Origin of the sequence: Pseudomonas antarctica (genome assembly GCF_900624995.1) — a bacterium.
In the GTDB taxonomy this organism is placed as follows: domain Bacteria; phylum Pseudomonadota; class Gammaproteobacteria; order Pseudomonadales; family Pseudomonadaceae; genus Aquipseudomonas; species Aquipseudomonas antarctica.
Genome location: NZ_UYXQ01000038.1, coordinates 1 through 14,751, shown reverse-complemented (window position 1 = coordinate 14,751; position 14,751 = coordinate 1). Strand labels below are relative to the sequence as shown.

The window sequence follows — 14,751 nt, the reverse complement described above, 5'->3', positions numbered from 1 at the left end:
TCCCACAGGGGGATCAGCGTCGTTGCGGGTTACTCGATACCCACCTGATTACGCCCATTATGCTTAGCCGTATACAACCCTTTATCCGCCGCCATGATCAGTAGTCGGCAATCGCTGCTCTGCTGCGGCGTCATCGTCGACAACCCAATGCTGATGGTCAGGCACGCGCCTTCTGCCGGGGCAATATGCGGGATTTTCAGCGCCGCCACCGCCAGGCGCAGCTTTTCCGCCACCAGCCGAGCACCACCCGGCGAGGTATTGGGCAACACCAGCGCAAACTCTTCACCGCCGTAACGCGCCGGCAAATCCGAAGGACGACTGCTGGCTTCGCGGATGCTCGCAGCGACTTTACGCAGCGCTTCGTCGCCCTCGACATGGCCAAAACTATCGTTGTAGGTCTTGAAGAAGTCCACATCGATCATCAGCAACGACAGTTGGGTCTGGTCGCGCATGGCACGGCGCCATTCCAGTTCCAGGTATTCGTCGAAGTGGCGGCGGTTGGACAACCCGGTAAGACCGTCGGAGTTCATCAACCGCTGCAGCACCAGGTTGGTGTCGAGCAGTTGCTGCTGGCTGACCCGCAACGCACGATACGCCGCATCCCGCTGCAACAGCGTCATGTAAGAGCGAGAGTGATAGCGAATGCGCGCGACCAGCTCGATGTTGTCCGGCAGCTTGACCAGGTAATCATTGGCCCCGGCTGAAAACGCCGCGCTCTTGATCAGAGGGTCTTCCTTGGTCGAAAGCACGATGATCGGAATATTCGCCGTAGCCGGATGATTGCGGTATTCGCGCACCAGCGTCAGGCCGTCGAGCCCCGGCATGACCAAGTCTTGCAGGATCACCGTCGGTTTGATGCGAATCGCTTGGGCAATGGCCTGATGTGGGTCGGCGCAGAAATGGAAGTCGATATTTTCTTCATGGGCCAGGCCACGCCGTACGGCTTCGCCGATCATGGCCTGGTCGTCGACCAGCAACACCATGGCAGCATTTTCGTCGGTCTTGATGTCGTCGATCTGTAAATCATTCATGTGAAGTCACCTGAATTACTGCCTGCAAGCCGGCACCGCGAGAGGTTTTGATCATTTTTCAAACACCTCCAGCAATCGGGGCGCAATCCTGTCCAGTGGGCGAATTTCAACAGCAGCATCAATCGCCGCCGCCGCTTTGGGCATGCCATACACCGCCGAGCTATGCTGATCCTGGGCGATGGTCAAATATCCTTGTTCACGCAGCAATTTGAGCCCCTGGGCACCGTCGCGCCCCATGCCGGTCAGCAATACGCCGACAGCGTCGCCGTTCCAATGGCTGGCGACGCTTTCAAAAAACACATCGATAGAAGGCCGGTAGATCTCGTTCACAGGCTCTGCGGTATAGGCTAGCGTGCCATTTTTCAACAGGCGAATATGGTGGTTGGTGCCGGCCAGCAGAACCACGCCACTTTGTGGCGGCTCGCCCTCGCGCGCCAGGCGTACCGGTAGGCCGGACGCACTGCTCAGCCACTCGGCCATGCCGGCGGCGAACACCTGGTCCACATGCTGGACCAATACGATCGCCGCAGGAAAATCCCATGGTAGCCCCTTGAGCAGGGTTTCCAGGGCGGCCGGGCCGCCTGCCGACGAGCCAATCACCACCAGGCTTTGGCGCTTGCCCGTGGCACGCTGGGGCGCAGTCTCGGTACGTACCCGACTGCCACGCTGGCCGACCAGCCAGCCAATATTAAGGATTTTGCGCAGCAACGGCGCCGCCGCATCCTTGGCATTGCCCACCCCCAGCGCCGGTGTATCGACCACGTCCAGGGCGCCATGGCCCATGGCTTCGAACACGCGACTGACGTTGGCCTGGCGGTCCACGGTGACAATCACAATCGGGCACGGCGTCTCCGCCATGATCCGTCGAGTGGCTTCCACGCCGTCCATCACCGGCATGATCAGGTCCATCAGAATCAGGTCCGGGGTCAGTTCGGCGCAGCGCTGCACGGCTTCCAGGCCATTGTTAGCCACCCACACCACTTGATGCGCAGGTTCCAGGCTCAAGGCGCGGCGCAACGCCTCGACCGCCAGCGGCATGTCATTGACGATCGCAATCCTCATGCCCGCGCGCCCCCAATCAGTTCCATCACAGCGTCCAACAACGCGTCGTCATGGAAACTGGCTTTAGCTAAATAATAGTCGGCGCCGGCGTCCAGCCCACGACGCCGGTCTTCTTCGCGATCCTTGTACGACACCACCATCACCGGCAACGATTGCAGGCGACTATCACGACGCAGGAGTGTGACCAATTCAATACCGTCCATACGAGGCATATCAATGTCAGTGATAAGCAGGTCGAAGTCCTCAGAACGCAGCGCGTTCCAACCGTCCATGCCATCGACCGCGACAGCCACTTCATAACCACGATTAAGTAACAATTTGCGCTGCAGTTCACGCACGGTGAGCGAGTCGTCCACCACCAGCACGCGTTTGCGCGCCGCTTCGGTGGCCTGCTGGCTGCGCCGGGCGATGCGCTCCAGTCGGCCGGTATTGAGCAGCTTGTCGACCGAACGCAGCATGTCTTCAACGTCGACGATCAACACCACCGAGCCGTCGTCGAGCAACGCACCGGCGGAAATATCCTGGACCTTGCCCAGGCGATCATCCAGCGGCAACACCACCAAGGTGCGCTCGCCGATAAAGCGTTCCACGGCGATGCCGTAGATCGCATCACGCTCGCGAATCACCACGACTTTCAGCGTATCGTCGTTGCTCTGCCCCGCCGGGCGCTGCAACAACTGGCTGGCCGCGACCAAGCCGACGTGGCGACCTTCGTGCCAGAAATGCTGGCGGCCTTCCAGTTGCACGATGTCATCGGGCGCCAGGTCGCACATGCGCTCGATGTGCGCCAGCGGGAACGCGTAGGCCTCTTCGCCAACTTCCACCACCAGGCTGCGCACCACCGAGAGGGTCAACGGCACCTCGAGGTGAAAGCGGCTGCCCTGCCCCGCCGTCTGCTCCAACACTACGGCACCGCGCAACTGGCGGACCATATGCTGCACTGCGTCCAGACCGACGCCGCGCCCGGACACTTCGGTGACTTTGTCGCGCAGGCTGAAACCCGGCAGGAACAGGAACGTCAGCAGCTCTTCTTCGCTCAAGCGCAGGGCGGTTTCCAGCGGTGACAGGTGCCGGTCAACGATGGTGCCGCGCAAGCGTTCCAGGTCGACGCCGTTGCCGTCATCGCTTAACTCCAGCACCAGCAAACCCGCCTGGTGCGAGGCCCGCAGGCGGATCAGACCTTCGGCGGGTTTACCGGCCAGCAGGCGCTGCTCGGGCGTTTCAATACCGTGATCGACGGCGTTACGTAATAAATGCGTGAGCGGCGCTTCGAGCTTTTCCAGCACGTCGCGGTCGACCTGGGTCTTTTCGCCTTCAATCTCCAGGCGCACCTGCTTGCCGAGGCTGCGGCCGAGGTCGCGGACCATGCGCACCTGGCCGGCCAGTACATCGGCAAACGGGCGCATGCGGCACGCCAGCGCGGTGTCGTACAGCACTTGGGCGCGCTGCCCGGCCTGCCAGCCGAACTCATCCAGCTCGGCGGTTTTTTCCGCCAGCAGCGCCTGGGCTTCGCTCAACAAGCGGCGCGTGTCGGCCAGGGCTTCCTGGGCTTCGAGGTTCAACTCCAGCGCCTTGAGGTGGCCGTCCAACGTATCCAAGGCGCGGGCGCTGTTGCTTTGAATGCGCTTGAGGCGTTGCATGCTCGCCAAGTAAGGCTTGAGCCGCTGGGTTTCCACCAGGGATTTACTCGACAAGTCGAGCAGGCTGTTCAAACGCTCGGCGGTCACCCGCAGCACGCGTTCGCCGCCTTCGGTCATGCGTTTGTTCTGGCCCGCAGGTGAAGGGATGACCGGTGGCTCGGGCTCGGGCGGCAGCTCTTCGATGATGGGCGCCGGTGCCGGTGCAGGCGGTGGCGCGACTTTAGCCGTCGGCTGCGACGGATCGAGCAGGCGCTCCATCAATGCCACATAGGCTTGGATATCCGCCGGGCCGACGTCGTTGCCCGGCGTGGCAATGCGCATCAGCAGGTCAGTGCCTTGCAGCAAGGCGTCGATATGCTCGGGTTGCAGGTACAGGCGGCTTTCCTGTGCACTGACCAGGCAATCCTCCATGACGTGGGCCACGCTGACGCCGGCGTCCACCCCCACAATCCGCGCCGCGCCCTTGAGCGAGTGCGCGGCGCGCATGCAGGCCTCCAACTGGTCGGCCTGGGTCGGGTTGCGTTCCAGGGCCAGCAAACCGGCGCTGAGCACCTGGGTCTGCGCATCGGCTTCCAAGCTGAAGAGTTCCAGCAGCGAGGCGTCGCGCATCTGGTCGGGGGTCATGTGAGGCTCCGGGTCACTGCAGACAACAATTGCGCCTCGTCCAGCCAACGCAGGCTGCGGCCTTTCAACTGCAACACACCCTGGGTGAAGCGCGCACTGGCCTGGCTGCCGGAAGCCGATGCAGCCGTCAAGGTGCGCTCATCGATGGCATGAATGCCGTCAACTTCATCGACCGGCACTACCACCGGGCCGTCCTGCGCAGCAATGATCAACATACGTGGCATGACGCGCCCGCCGCTGGCGCTGTTGCTGGTGGCGTCCAGCCCTAACAGCTCCACCAACGACAGGCATGCCACCAGCGCGCCTCGCACATTGGCCACGCCAAGCAGCGCCCGCGAGCGCTGATGCGGCAGCGAATGAATCGGTTGCAGCGGCGCCACTTCCACCAAGCAACGGGTGGCGATGCCCAGCCACTCTTCGCCAAGACGGAACATCAACAGCGAGCGGGTGACCACATCGTTGTCGACCTCAGTGGCCGCCTGCGGACGCCGGTCGTCCTGCTGCAAGGCATAGCGGTCGAGCAAACGTGTGGCGGCGGCGGAATACACCGAGCAGTTGCGGCAGTGAATAGTGTCCGCCAACAAAGGGCAGGACTTGTCGCCATGAACGCCGATGCGGTTCCAGCAGTCGTCAATGGCTTGGGTGTCGGCCAGGGTCAGGTCCCGGCCTGCGGTGTGGAGCGCATCAAGGCTATTCATCGTTTGGACTCACTGTCAGCTCGCTCGCTACGCGCGGCCCGCGTTTGCAACCGGCGCGCCCCCGCACTGTCGCCCTGGGATTGGAGCAACGCGGCCAGGTGCATCAAGGCCTGCGGGTGCTGCGGTTCCAGGTACAAGGCTTTTCGATAATACCCCTGGGCTTCCAGGGCACTGCCGGCTACATCGCTGAGTAGCCCCAGCCAGTAAAACACCTGGGCGGCTGGCGGATGGTGACTCAAATACTGTTCACAGACAGCACGGGCCTCGGCACTTTTGCCTTCATTGGCCAGCGTGGCGATACGGCTGAGCAAGTCGCCCGCGTCGGTCTGCGGCGCCTTGATCGGCACCCCGTGGGCACTGACCGTACTGAACGGGCGCGGTTTGGGCGGAATGGGCGCCGCACTGCGCTGTGGTGCGGGCGCAGGCATCGGTACAAACACCGGTTCAGGCTTGACCGGCTCGACGTGACGGCTGAAGGCGAAGGACTGCGGCACGCCAATCGAGCGCATGCCATGCCGCCCCAGCAGGCTACCTTCGGCCGGGCCGATAAACAGCACGCCGTCTTCATGGGTCAAGGCCTTAAGCACATCAAAGACTTGCTTTTGGGTCGGCTGGTCAAAGTAGATCAGCAAGTTGCGGCAGAACACGAAGTCGTAGGCCGGCTCATTGGCCAGCAGGCCCGGGTCAAGCAGGTTGCCAACTTGCAAACGCACTTGTTCGCGCACCCTATCAGTGATGCGATAACCCTCCGGTTCTTCAGTGAAGTGCCGCTCACGGAAGTCGATATCGCCGCCGCGAAACGAATTCTTGCCATACACCCCGCCTCGGGCACGCTCCACCGACAATGGGCTGACATCCAGGCCGAGCACCTTGAATTGATGCGGCGCCAACCCGGCATCAAGCAAAGCCATGGCGATCGAATACGGCTCTTCGCCGGTGGAGCACGGCAGGCTGAGGATACGCAGCGCACGCATCTGCTTGATCTCGGCCAGGCGTGCCTTGGCCAGACGGGCCAGGGTCGCGAAGGATTCTGGGTAACGGAAAAACCAGGTCTCGGGGACGATCACCGCTTCGATCAGCGCTTGCTGCTCATCCTGCGAACTTTGCAGGTGCTGCCAGTAAGCCTGCGGCGTCTGCGCCTGCGTGACCTGGCTGCGCTGGCGCACCGCGCGCTCGATGATCGCCTCGCCCACCGAGGCAACGTCCAGACCAATGCGCTCCTTGAGGAAGGCAAAAAAGCGCGGGTCGTTACTCATACGCTCAGCTCGGTGGAAAACAGCAAGGCACGCACGGGCTCGGTAAGCAACTCGTTGACGCCAATCCACTGCATCAACCCCACGGCATCTTCACGCACCCGCCCCAGGTAGGGCGCCTCGCGGTTGTCCAGCCCGTACGGCTGGAATTCCTCGACGCCGCAGCGCAGGGTGTCGGTGGCGTGTTCCAGGATCAGCCCCAACCAGCGCGCTTCAACCCACGGTTGCGGCTGGTAGTTGACCAGCACCAGCCGTGTACTGGTACGCGCCTGGGCCGGTGTGCCGAAGGTCAGCGCACACAGGTCGATCACCGGCACCAGCGCGCCACGGTGGGCAAAAATCCCCGCCACCCAAACCGGCGCGTGGGCAATGGGTTTGAGCGGCAGTCGCGCAAGTACCTCGGCGACTTCAGTCGCCTTGAGGGCAAAGCGTTCGCCGCCGATGTAAAACACCAGGAACAACGCATTCTGCACTGCCGGAACGGCACCGCGTACAGCCGCAAAGTCGCTCATCAGACTTTAAAACGCGACACGCCGCTGCGCAAACCGACCGCAACCTGGCTCAGTTCATCAATGGCAAAGCTGGCCTGGCGCAGGGACTCCACGGTCTGGCTACTGGCATCGCCCAGTTGCACCAACGCGTGGTTGATCTGCTCGGCGCCGGTGGCCTGGGCCTGCATGCCTTCGTTGACCATTAACACCCTCGGCGCCAGGGCCTGTACCTGATGGATGATCTGCGACAACTGCTCACCGACTTGCTGCACTTCGAACATGCCGCGACGCACTTCTTCGGAGAACTTGTCCATGCCCATTACACCCGCCGACACTGCTGACTGGATCTCGCGCACCATCTGCTCAATGTCGTAGGTCGCAACGGCCGTCTGGTCGGCCAGGCGACGCACTTCGGTGGCGACCACGGCAAAGCCGCGCCCGTATTCACCGGCCTTCTCGGCTTCAATCGCCGCATTGAGCGACAACAGGTTGGTCTGGTCGGCGACCTTGACGATGGTCACCACCACTTGGTTGATGTTGCCGGCCTTCTCATTGAGGATCGCCAGCTTGGCGTTGACCAAGTCGGCGGCGCCCATCACCGAGTGCATGGTTTCTTCCATACGCGCCAAGCCTTGCTGACCGGAGCCGGCGGCGACCGATGCCTGGTCGGCGGCGGTGGAGACTTCGGTCATGGTACGGACCAAATCCTTGGAAGTGGCCGCGATCTCGCGGGACGTCGCGCCGATCTCGGTAGTGGTGGCGGCAGTTTCGGTGGCCGTGGCCTGTTGCTGCTTGGAAGTAGCGGCGATCTCGGTGACCGAGGTCGTCACCTGTACCGACGAACGCTGGGCTTGGGACACCAGCGCGGTCAGCTCGGTCATCATGTCGTTGAAGCCGGTTTCGACGGCGCCGAACTCGTCCTTGCGCTCCAGGTCCAGGCGTTTGCTCAAGTCCCCTGTGCGCATGGTGTCAAGGATTTCGACGATGCGATTCATCGGCGCCATGATCGCGCGCATCAGCAACAGACCGCAGACGCCAGCGGCAAGAATCGCCAGGAGCAGCGAAATGCCCATGCTGATTTTGGCGGCCGAGACGGCGTCGTCGATGGCGGCAGTGGCGTTATCGGCGACCTGCTTATTCTCATTGATAATTTCATTGAGCTTCATGCGGCCTTCGGTCCAGGCGGGCGTCAGTTGCTCATCGAACAGCTTTTGCGCCTCGCCAGCGTTGTTACCCTGATGGGCTTCCAGGACCTGAGTAAGAATCTTGTTGTAGGTCTGATGAAGTTTCTTGAAGGCGTCGAATTCGGCGCGATCCTGACCAATGTTGATAGTGGCCGCGTAGCTGGCCATATGCTGTTCAAGGCGCGCTTCGAAGGCTTTGTAGTCCTGCTTGTCGGCCTCTGAGATGCTCTGGTTTTTCTGCGCGCCGACCAATTCCTGGGTTTGCAGGTAACTGTCGACCCAAGCACTGCGAATCATCGAGCTTAAAAACACCCCAGGCACGGCGTCGTCCCGAACGGCAGTTTCGCTGACTTCGATCTTCAACAGACGCGAATACGAGACCACGACCATCAGCAGCATGATCGCGATAATTACCGCAAAGCTCGCCAAAATTCTTTGGCGCAAGGTCCAGTTCTTCACAGTAATTCCTCGAAGGGCCATTCAAATGGAGGGGAGTATAGCTGAGCAGATGCCCTCCTTTATCAATGGGGTTTGATGTAACGATCACAGACAGCAAAAACACCCCGAACCAGGTTAACGGCCGGAGTGCCTGAGGTTCACGGTGTGTACTCAGAGTGTGGCTTGGCGCACCTGCTTTTCCAACTCGGCCTTTAGACCGAGATCAAGTTTCAGCTGGCGCGCCAACTCATCCAGATAGGCCTTTTCCATGAAGTTTTCCTCGTCCACCAGCATCACGCTGGCGACGTACATCTCGGCGGCCATTTCCGGGGTGGCGGCTGCGCGCGCCACATCGGCGGGGTCCAGGGGTTTATTCAACTCGGCGTGCAGCCAGTTTTGCAGCTCGCGGTCATTATCCAGCTTGGTAAACTCGCCTTCGATCAGCGCGCGTTCGCGTTCATCCACATGCCCGTCAGCCTTGGCGGCCGCGACCAGCGCTTTAAGAATGCCCTGGCTGTGTTGCTCAACCTGGGCCGATGGCAAGCGGTCGATCGTTTGCGGCTCGCCCTGGGGTGCATTGGCCTGTTGCGCCTGCCAATTGCCGTAAGCCTTGTAGGCAATCACGCCCAATGCTGCCAAGCCACCGTAGGTCAGGGCCTTGCCGCCAAACTTGCGCGCTTTTTTATTGCCCAGCAACAGCCCCATGGCGCCCGCCGCCAAGGCTCCGCCGCCCGCGCCGCCAAGCAAACTGCCCAGCCCGCCACCGCCGAGCAGCCCATCGAGGGCGCCTTTATCATTCGGTTTGCGCGGGTCGCCGGCCTTTTTCTGCAACATGTCCTGGCCAGACTTGAGTAACTGATCGAGCAATCCACGGGTATTCATACATAGCCTCCAGACACTGGGTTCGTAGGACCAATAGGCCCTCAGCGTAAAACTAAGTGCCAAAAACCCCAGATCTAGAGTGCTTCGAGTTGTAACGTCGCCAGCCAATACCGGAAACCTCTTGTTTCATATGCAACGCCATCACCCCGCCCTCAACCAATTTTCCTTCCTCATCGAACCGCTTAAGCTATCCGGCGTCTGTTTATAGTCCGTTGCGTTTGGCCGAAGGCATGTCCGAACCGTAATTTCTGATCCAGCACGTGCCAGGAACGGCGCGGGATTTGCTCACGACAGGTTGTCTCTATGCACCGCAGGAATTTGCTCAAAGCGTCCATGGCCATTGCGGCTTACACCGGTTTATCCGCCAGTGGCCTGCTGGCCGCGCAGGCCTGGGCAGGTAACCGTACCGCCGATGGCAAGGCCGTGGCGTTTGATTTTGAAGCGCTCAAGTCTCAAGCCAAACAGCTCGCTGGGACCGCGTATAAAGACACCAAACAGCGGCTGCCGCCGACCTTGGCGACCATGACGCCGCAGAATTTCAACGCCATCGGCTACGACGGCAACCATTCGTTGTGGAAGGAATTAAACGGCCAGCTCGACGTGCAATTCTTCCACGTCGGCATGGGGTTCAAGACGCCGGTGCGCATGCACAGCGTCGACCCCAAGACCCGCGAAGCACGCGAGGTGCATTTCCGCCCTTCGCTGTTCAACTATGAAAAGACCACAGTGGACACTCAGCAACTGACCGGCGACTTGGGGTTCTCCGGTTTCAAGCTGTTCAAGGCACCGGAACTGGATCGCCATGATGTGCTGTCCTTCCTCGGCGCCAGCTACTTCCGCGCGGTGGACGCAACCGGCCAGTACGGCCTTTCCGCACGCGGCCTGGCGATTGATACCTACGCGAAAAACCGCGAAGAATTCCCCGACTTCACACAGTTCTGGTTCGAAACCCCGGCCAAGGACGCCACGCGTTTTGTGGTCTACGCCCTGCTCGACTCGCCGAGCGCCACCGGCGCCTACCGCTTCGACATCGACTGCCAGGCCAACCAAGTGGTGATGGCCATCGACGCGAATATCAATGCGCGCACCCGCATCGAACAACTGGGCATCGCGCCGATGACCAGCATGTTCAGCTGCGGCACCCATGAGCGCCGTATGTGCGACACGATCCACCCGCAAATCCACGACTCGGATCGCCTGGCGATGTGGCGCGGCAACGGCGAGTGGATCTGCCGCCCGCTGAACAACCCGGCCAAGCTGCAGTTCAACGCGTTCGCCGACACCGACCCGAAAGGCTTCGGCCTGGTGCAGACCGACCACGAGTTCGCCAGCTACCAGGACACCGTGGACTGGTACAGCAAGCGCCCAAGCCTATGGGTGGAACCGACGACGGCGTGGGGCGAAGGCTCGATCGACCTGCTGGAGATCCCCACCACCGGCGAAACTCTGGACAATATCGTGGCCTTCTGGACCCCGAAAAAACCCGTGGCCGCCGGCGATTCGCTCAACTACGGCTACAAGCTGTACTGGAGCGCGCTACCACCGGTGAGCACACCACTGGCGCAAGTCGACGCCACCCGTTCCGGCATGGGCGGCTTTACCGAAGGTTGGGCACCGGGCGAGCACTATCCCGAAGTGTGGGCGCGTCGCTTTGCCGTGGACTTCAAGGGCGGCGGCCTGGATCGCCTGCCAGCCGGCACCGGGATCGAGCCCGTGGTGACCTGTTCCCACGGAGAAGTGAAAGACTTCAGCGTGCTGGTGCTCGACAACATCAAGGGCTATCGCATTCTGTTCGATTGGTACCCAACCAGCGACAGCGTGGAGCCCGTGGAACTGCGGCTGTTTATACGGACCCAGGACCGTACCTTGAGTGAAACCTGGCTGTACCAGTACTTCCCGCCGGCGCCGGACCAGCGCAAATACACCTGACACAGAGTGCAAAATGTGGGAGGGAGCAAGCCGCCTCCCACATTACTCAGCGGTGGCTCAGAACCGCGACACGCTTTTCATCGCCCCAATCAAGTACAGCATCGCCACCTGATCGTTCTCGGTCAGCGCGCGATACTGCTCCAGCAATTGCACCTCATCGGAGCTCAACCTTCGGCCACGCAGAGACATCTTGCGGGTCAGAAAACGCACCACCGCACCCGCAACACCATAGGACTTGGCCATGGACTGCTTCTCCTGATATCGATCTATGACTCCTGGCGCCCATTACCTGCCTTCCGTGACGCGCAAGGCGTTTGCGGACTGAACCGACTGACTCCCTGGGCCAGAAATCAGACTTACCCTAAGCGTAGAAACAATCTGCTCCCGCGTGGGATTTTTTTAGAGTATTAACTTAAATAAATCGCTTCGGTAACAAAGACCTACAGCGCCGTCCCACACTGCCGCCGACTGAGGCGAATGCCGTAAAAACAACCACGAAAAAACCCACCGGGTCAGGGTGGGTTTTGGCGGGCAGGTGTGGGATCAATCCCTCAGATCAGACTCATGGATCGGCTGATCGCGGTGGGTGGCCCGCTGATACTGCGCCGGCCAGATCGCCTTGCGCCCGCCCAAGTCATCATCGGCATGCAGCGGCCAGTAAGGGTCACGCAACAGCTCACGGGCCAGGAAGATGATATCGGCCTGACAAGTACGCAGGATGTGCTCGGCCTGGGCTGGCTCGGTAATCATGCCGACCGTACCGGTGGCGATGCCCGACTCCTTGCGCACACGTTCGGCGAAACGCGTCTGGTAACCGGGGCCAGTGGGAATTTCGGCGTTGGCGGCGGTGCCACCCGAGGACACGTCGATCAAGTCCACGCCAAGGTCTTTCAGGCGTCGCGCCAGTTCCACGGTTTCATCCGGGTTCCAGCCGTCTTCCACCCAATCGGTGGCCGATACCCGCACGAACAGCGGCAGCTCCTGGGGCCATACTTCACGCACAGCTTTGGTCACTTCGAGCACCAGGCGAATACGGTTTTCAAACGAGCCACCGTAGTGGTCCTGGCGCTGGTTGCTGATGGGCGACAGGAATTGATGCAGCAGGTAACCGTGGGCAGCGTGGATTTCCACCACTTCAAAACCGGCGGTCAGCGCGCGTTTGGCAGCCGCGACAAAGTCGGCGATCACCTGCTGGATTTGCGCCTCGTCCAATGGCGTGGGCTGCGTGTGATTGGGATCGAAGGCAATCGGCGACGGCCCCACCGGCACCCAGCCGCCGTCTTCCGGCTTAACGCTGCCGTGCTTGCCGATCCACGGCCGATGGGTGCTGGCCTTGCGCCCGGCATGCGCCAACTGAATACCTGCCACCGCGCCCTGGGCGGCAATAAAACGCGTGATGCGTTGCAGCGGTTCGATTTGTGCGTCGTCCCACAGGCCCAGGTCCTGGGCGGTGATGCGACCATCGGCGGTCACAGCGGTGGCTTCGGTGAAAATCAGCCCGGCGCCGCCCACGGCACGGCTGCCAAGGTGTACCAAGTGCCAGTCATTGGCCAGGCCATCGTCGGATGAGTACTGGCACATCGGCGAGACGGCAATCCGGTTGAGCAGGGTCAATTGACGGAGGGTGTAGGGTTCGAGCAGCTGACTCATGGCGCACCTCTTCTGGGTTCTGTGGGCACTCTTCAAACAGTGCTTAGAGCCTAGTCGACAACAGTGGATTGCACAGGGTTCAGAAGGAAAGCGGGAGCCGATTGCCGGCTCCCGTGTGGCAGCGGCTTACATTTCGACCTGGGTGCCCAGCTCGATCACCCGGTTTACCGGGAGCTTGAAGAAGCGCAGGTTGCCGTTGGCATTCTTCAACATGAAGGCAAACAAGCTTTCACGCCAACGGGCCATGCCCTTGATGCGTGAGGCGATCACCGTTTCGCGGCTGAGGAAGTAGGTGGTGCGCATCGGGCTGAAATCCAAGTCTTCCAAATGGCACAGCTTCAGCGCCTCGGGCACGTCCGGCTCGTCGGTAAAGCCGAAATGCAGGATCACCCGGAAGAAGCCTTCCCCATAGGCGTCCACCTCAAAGCGCCGTGAGGCGGGCACGCGCGGAATATCTTCGTAGACCACCGTCAGCATCACCACCTGTTCATGCAACACCTGGTTATGCAGCAAGTTGTGCAACAGCGCGTGGGGCACGGCGTCTGGGCGCGCGGTGAGGAACACGGCGGTGCCCTGCACGCGATGCGGCGGCTGCACGCGGATGCTGCTGATAAAGATCGGCAAGGGCAGCCCGCCCTCGTCGAGGCGGTCCATTAACAGTTCTTTGCCGCGCTTCCAGGTGGTCATCAGCACAAACAGCACAATCCCCGCTAACACTGGGAAGGCACCGCCCTGCACGATTTTCGGCACGTTGGCGGCGAAGAACAGGCCATCGACCAACAAGAAGCCGATCAACACCGGAATCGCCAGCACCGGTGGCCATTTCCACAGCAACAACATCACCGCTGACACCAGGATGCTGGTGATCAGCATGGTGCCGGTCACAGCCACGCCGTAGGCCGAGGCCAAGGCGTTCGAAGATTCGAAGCCCAACACCAGCAGGATCACACCGACCATCAGCGACCAGTTCACCGCACCGATATAAATCTGGCCTTGTTCGGCACTGGAGGTGTGCTGGATATGCATGCGCGGGATGTAACCCAATTGGATCGCCTGGCGGGTCAAGGAGAACGCGCCGGAAATTACCGCCTGGGAGGCAATGACGGTGGCCAGGGTCGACAGTGCCACCAGCGGGATCAACGCCCACTCCGGCGCCAGCAAGTAGAACGGGTTACGCGCCGCTTCGGGGTTTTCCAGCAGCAAGGCGCCCTGGCCGAAGTAGTTGAGCACCAGCGCCGGCAGCACCAGGGCGAACCATGCACGGGCGATCGGCTTGCGACCGAAGTGACCCATGTCGGCGTACAGCGCTTCAGCACCGGTCAAGGCCAGCACCACGGCGCCGAGGATTGCCACGCCCATGCCCGGATGGGACACAAAAAAACGCACGCCCCACACGGGGTTCAGCGCGTTGAGCACCTCGGGATGTTGCAAAATGCCGTGCACACCGAGGCCGCCCAACACCAGGAACCACACCACCATCACCGGCCCGAACAGCTTGCCGATGCGGTCGGTGCCGTGTTTCTGGATCAGGAACAGGCCCACCAGCACCACCAACGACAGCGGCACCACCCAACGCTCCAGGCCATCAAACGCCAGTTCCAGACCTTCGACCGCCGACAATACCGAGATCGCCGGGGTGATCATGCTGTCGCCGTAGAACAGTGCCGCACCGATCAAGCCGAGGATCACCAGCACCGAACGCAACTTGGGGTACGGCGCCGCCGCCCGTCGCGCCAGCGCCGTCAGGGCCATGATGCCGCCCTCGCCCTGGTTGTCTGCGCGCAAGATAAACAGCACGTACTTGATCGACACCACCCACACCAGCGACCAGAAAATCAGTGCCAAACTACCTAACAACCCGCATTGTTT

At 61.3% G+C, this 14,751-nt stretch carries 12 protein-coding genes; 1 reads left to right on the top strand and 11 read right to left on the bottom strand.

From position 1 onward, the window contains the following. Positions 1 to 29: 29 nt before the first annotated feature. The 8 genes from E0F99_RS18005 to E0F99_RS17970 all read right to left on the bottom strand — a co-directional run bounded on the left by E0F99_RS18005 (position 30) and on the right by E0F99_RS17970 (position 9,303). Positions 30 to 1,031 (bottom strand): diguanylate cyclase, encoded by a 1,002-nt coding sequence (locus tag E0F99_RS18005; protein WP_083359850.1) that lies wholly within the window; start codon positions 1,029 to 1,031, stop codon positions 30 to 32. Positions 1,032 to 1,082: 51 nt separating this feature from the next. Then, the gene (gene cheB / locus E0F99_RS18000) at positions 1,083 to 2,093 is read right to left on the bottom strand and encodes a chemotaxis response regulator protein-glutamate methylesterase (RefSeq protein ID WP_083359851.1); all 1,011 of its coding nucleotides are present in this window, start codon (positions 2,091 to 2,093) and stop codon (positions 1,083 to 1,085) included. Next, positions 2,090 to 4,357 (bottom strand): hybrid sensor histidine kinase/response regulator, encoded by a 2,268-nt coding sequence (locus tag E0F99_RS17995; RefSeq protein WP_083359852.1) that lies wholly within the window; start codon positions 4,355 to 4,357, stop codon positions 2,090 to 2,092. The genes cheB and E0F99_RS17995 overlap by 4 nt, the downstream gene beginning before the upstream one ends. Further along, complete coding sequence (locus E0F99_RS17990) at positions 4,354 to 5,055, bottom strand: chemotaxis protein CheW (protein WP_083359853.1); 702 nt, start codon at positions 5,053 to 5,055, stop codon at positions 4,354 to 4,356. The genes E0F99_RS17995 and E0F99_RS17990 overlap by 4 nt, the downstream gene beginning before the upstream one ends. Then, positions 5,052 to 6,311, bottom strand: a complete 1,260-nt coding sequence (locus tag E0F99_RS17985; RefSeq protein WP_083359854.1) for a CheR family methyltransferase — start codon at positions 6,309 to 6,311, stop codon at positions 5,052 to 5,054. The genes E0F99_RS17990 and E0F99_RS17985 overlap by 4 nt, the downstream gene beginning before the upstream one ends. Beyond that, complete coding sequence (locus E0F99_RS17980; RefSeq protein WP_083359855.1) at positions 6,308 to 6,820, bottom strand: chemotaxis protein CheW; 513 nt, start codon at positions 6,818 to 6,820, stop codon at positions 6,308 to 6,310. The genes E0F99_RS17985 and E0F99_RS17980 overlap by 4 nt, the downstream gene beginning before the upstream one ends. Then, entirely contained in the window at positions 6,820 to 8,442 is a 1,623-nt protein-coding gene (locus E0F99_RS17975; RefSeq protein ID WP_083359856.1) for a methyl-accepting chemotaxis protein, read from the bottom strand. The genes E0F99_RS17980 and E0F99_RS17975 overlap by 1 nt, the downstream gene beginning before the upstream one ends. 150 nt (positions 8,443 to 8,592) lie before the next feature. Beyond that, positions 8,593 to 9,303: a tellurite resistance TerB family protein gene (locus E0F99_RS17970; RefSeq protein WP_083359857.1), complete on the bottom strand. Its 711-nt coding sequence runs from the start codon at positions 9,301 to 9,303 to the stop codon at positions 8,593 to 8,595. 303 nt (positions 9,304 to 9,606) lie between these two features. On the opposite strand from E0F99_RS17970, the gene E0F99_RS17965 reads away from it, so the two are divergent. Next, positions 9,607 to 11,232: a glucan biosynthesis protein D gene (locus E0F99_RS17965; protein ID WP_083359858.1), complete on the top strand. Its 1,626-nt coding sequence runs from the start codon at positions 9,607 to 9,609 to the stop codon at positions 11,230 to 11,232. A 57-nt stretch (positions 11,233 to 11,289) separates the two neighbouring features. On the opposite strand, the gene E0F99_RS17960 is transcribed toward E0F99_RS17965, so the two are convergent. From E0F99_RS17960 to E0F99_RS17950, 3 genes are all read right to left on the bottom strand, one after another. Further along, the gene (locus E0F99_RS17960) at positions 11,290 to 11,475 is read right to left on the bottom strand and encodes a hypothetical protein (RefSeq protein ID WP_083359859.1); all 186 of its coding nucleotides are present in this window, start codon (positions 11,473 to 11,475) and stop codon (positions 11,290 to 11,292) included. Between the two features lie 300 nt (positions 11,476 to 11,775). Then, positions 11,776 to 12,882 (bottom strand): NADH:flavin oxidoreductase/NADH oxidase, encoded by a 1,107-nt coding sequence (locus tag E0F99_RS17955; RefSeq protein WP_083359860.1) that lies wholly within the window; start codon positions 12,880 to 12,882, stop codon positions 11,776 to 11,778. Positions 12,883 to 13,008: 126 nt separating this feature from the next. Further along, positions 13,009 to 14,751: potassium transporter Kup (locus tag E0F99_RS17950; RefSeq protein WP_130908846.1), on the bottom strand; the 1,743-nt coding region annotated here is incomplete at its 5' end.

Coding starts and splice junctions, on each gene's coding strand:
- E0F99_RS18005 (WP_083359850.1), bottom strand. CDS start 1,031: ATGAATGATTTACAGATCGACGACATCAAGACCGACGAAAATGCTGCC.
- cheB (WP_083359851.1), bottom strand. CDS start 2,093: ATGAGGATTGCGATCGTCAATGACATGCCGCTGGCGGTCGAGGCGTTG.
- E0F99_RS17995 (WP_083359852.1), bottom strand. CDS start 4,357: ATGACCCCCGACCAGATGCGCGACGCCTCGCTGCTGGAACTCTTCAGC.
- E0F99_RS17990 (WP_083359853.1), bottom strand. CDS start 5,055: ATGAATAGCCTTGATGCGCTCCACACCGCAGGCCGGGACCTGACCCTG.
- E0F99_RS17985 (WP_083359854.1), bottom strand. CDS start 6,311: ATGAGTAACGACCCGCGCTTTTTTGCCTTCCTCAAGGAGCGCATTGGT.
- E0F99_RS17980 (WP_083359855.1), bottom strand. CDS start 6,820: ATGAGCGACTTTGCGGCTGTACGCGGTGCCGTTCCGGCAGTGCAGAAT.
- E0F99_RS17970 (WP_083359857.1), bottom strand. CDS start 9,303: ATGAATACCCGTGGATTGCTCGATCAGTTACTCAAGTCTGGCCAGGAC.
- E0F99_RS17965 (WP_083359858.1), top strand. CDS start 9,607: ATGCACCGCAGGAATTTGCTCAAAGCGTCCATGGCCATTGCGGCTTAC.
- E0F99_RS17960 (WP_083359859.1), bottom strand. CDS start 11,475: ATGGCCAAGTCCTATGGTGTTGCGGGTGCGGTGGTGCGTTTTCTGACC.
- E0F99_RS17955 (WP_083359860.1), bottom strand. CDS start 12,882: ATGAGTCAGCTGCTCGAACCCTACACCCTCCGTCAATTGACCCTGCTC.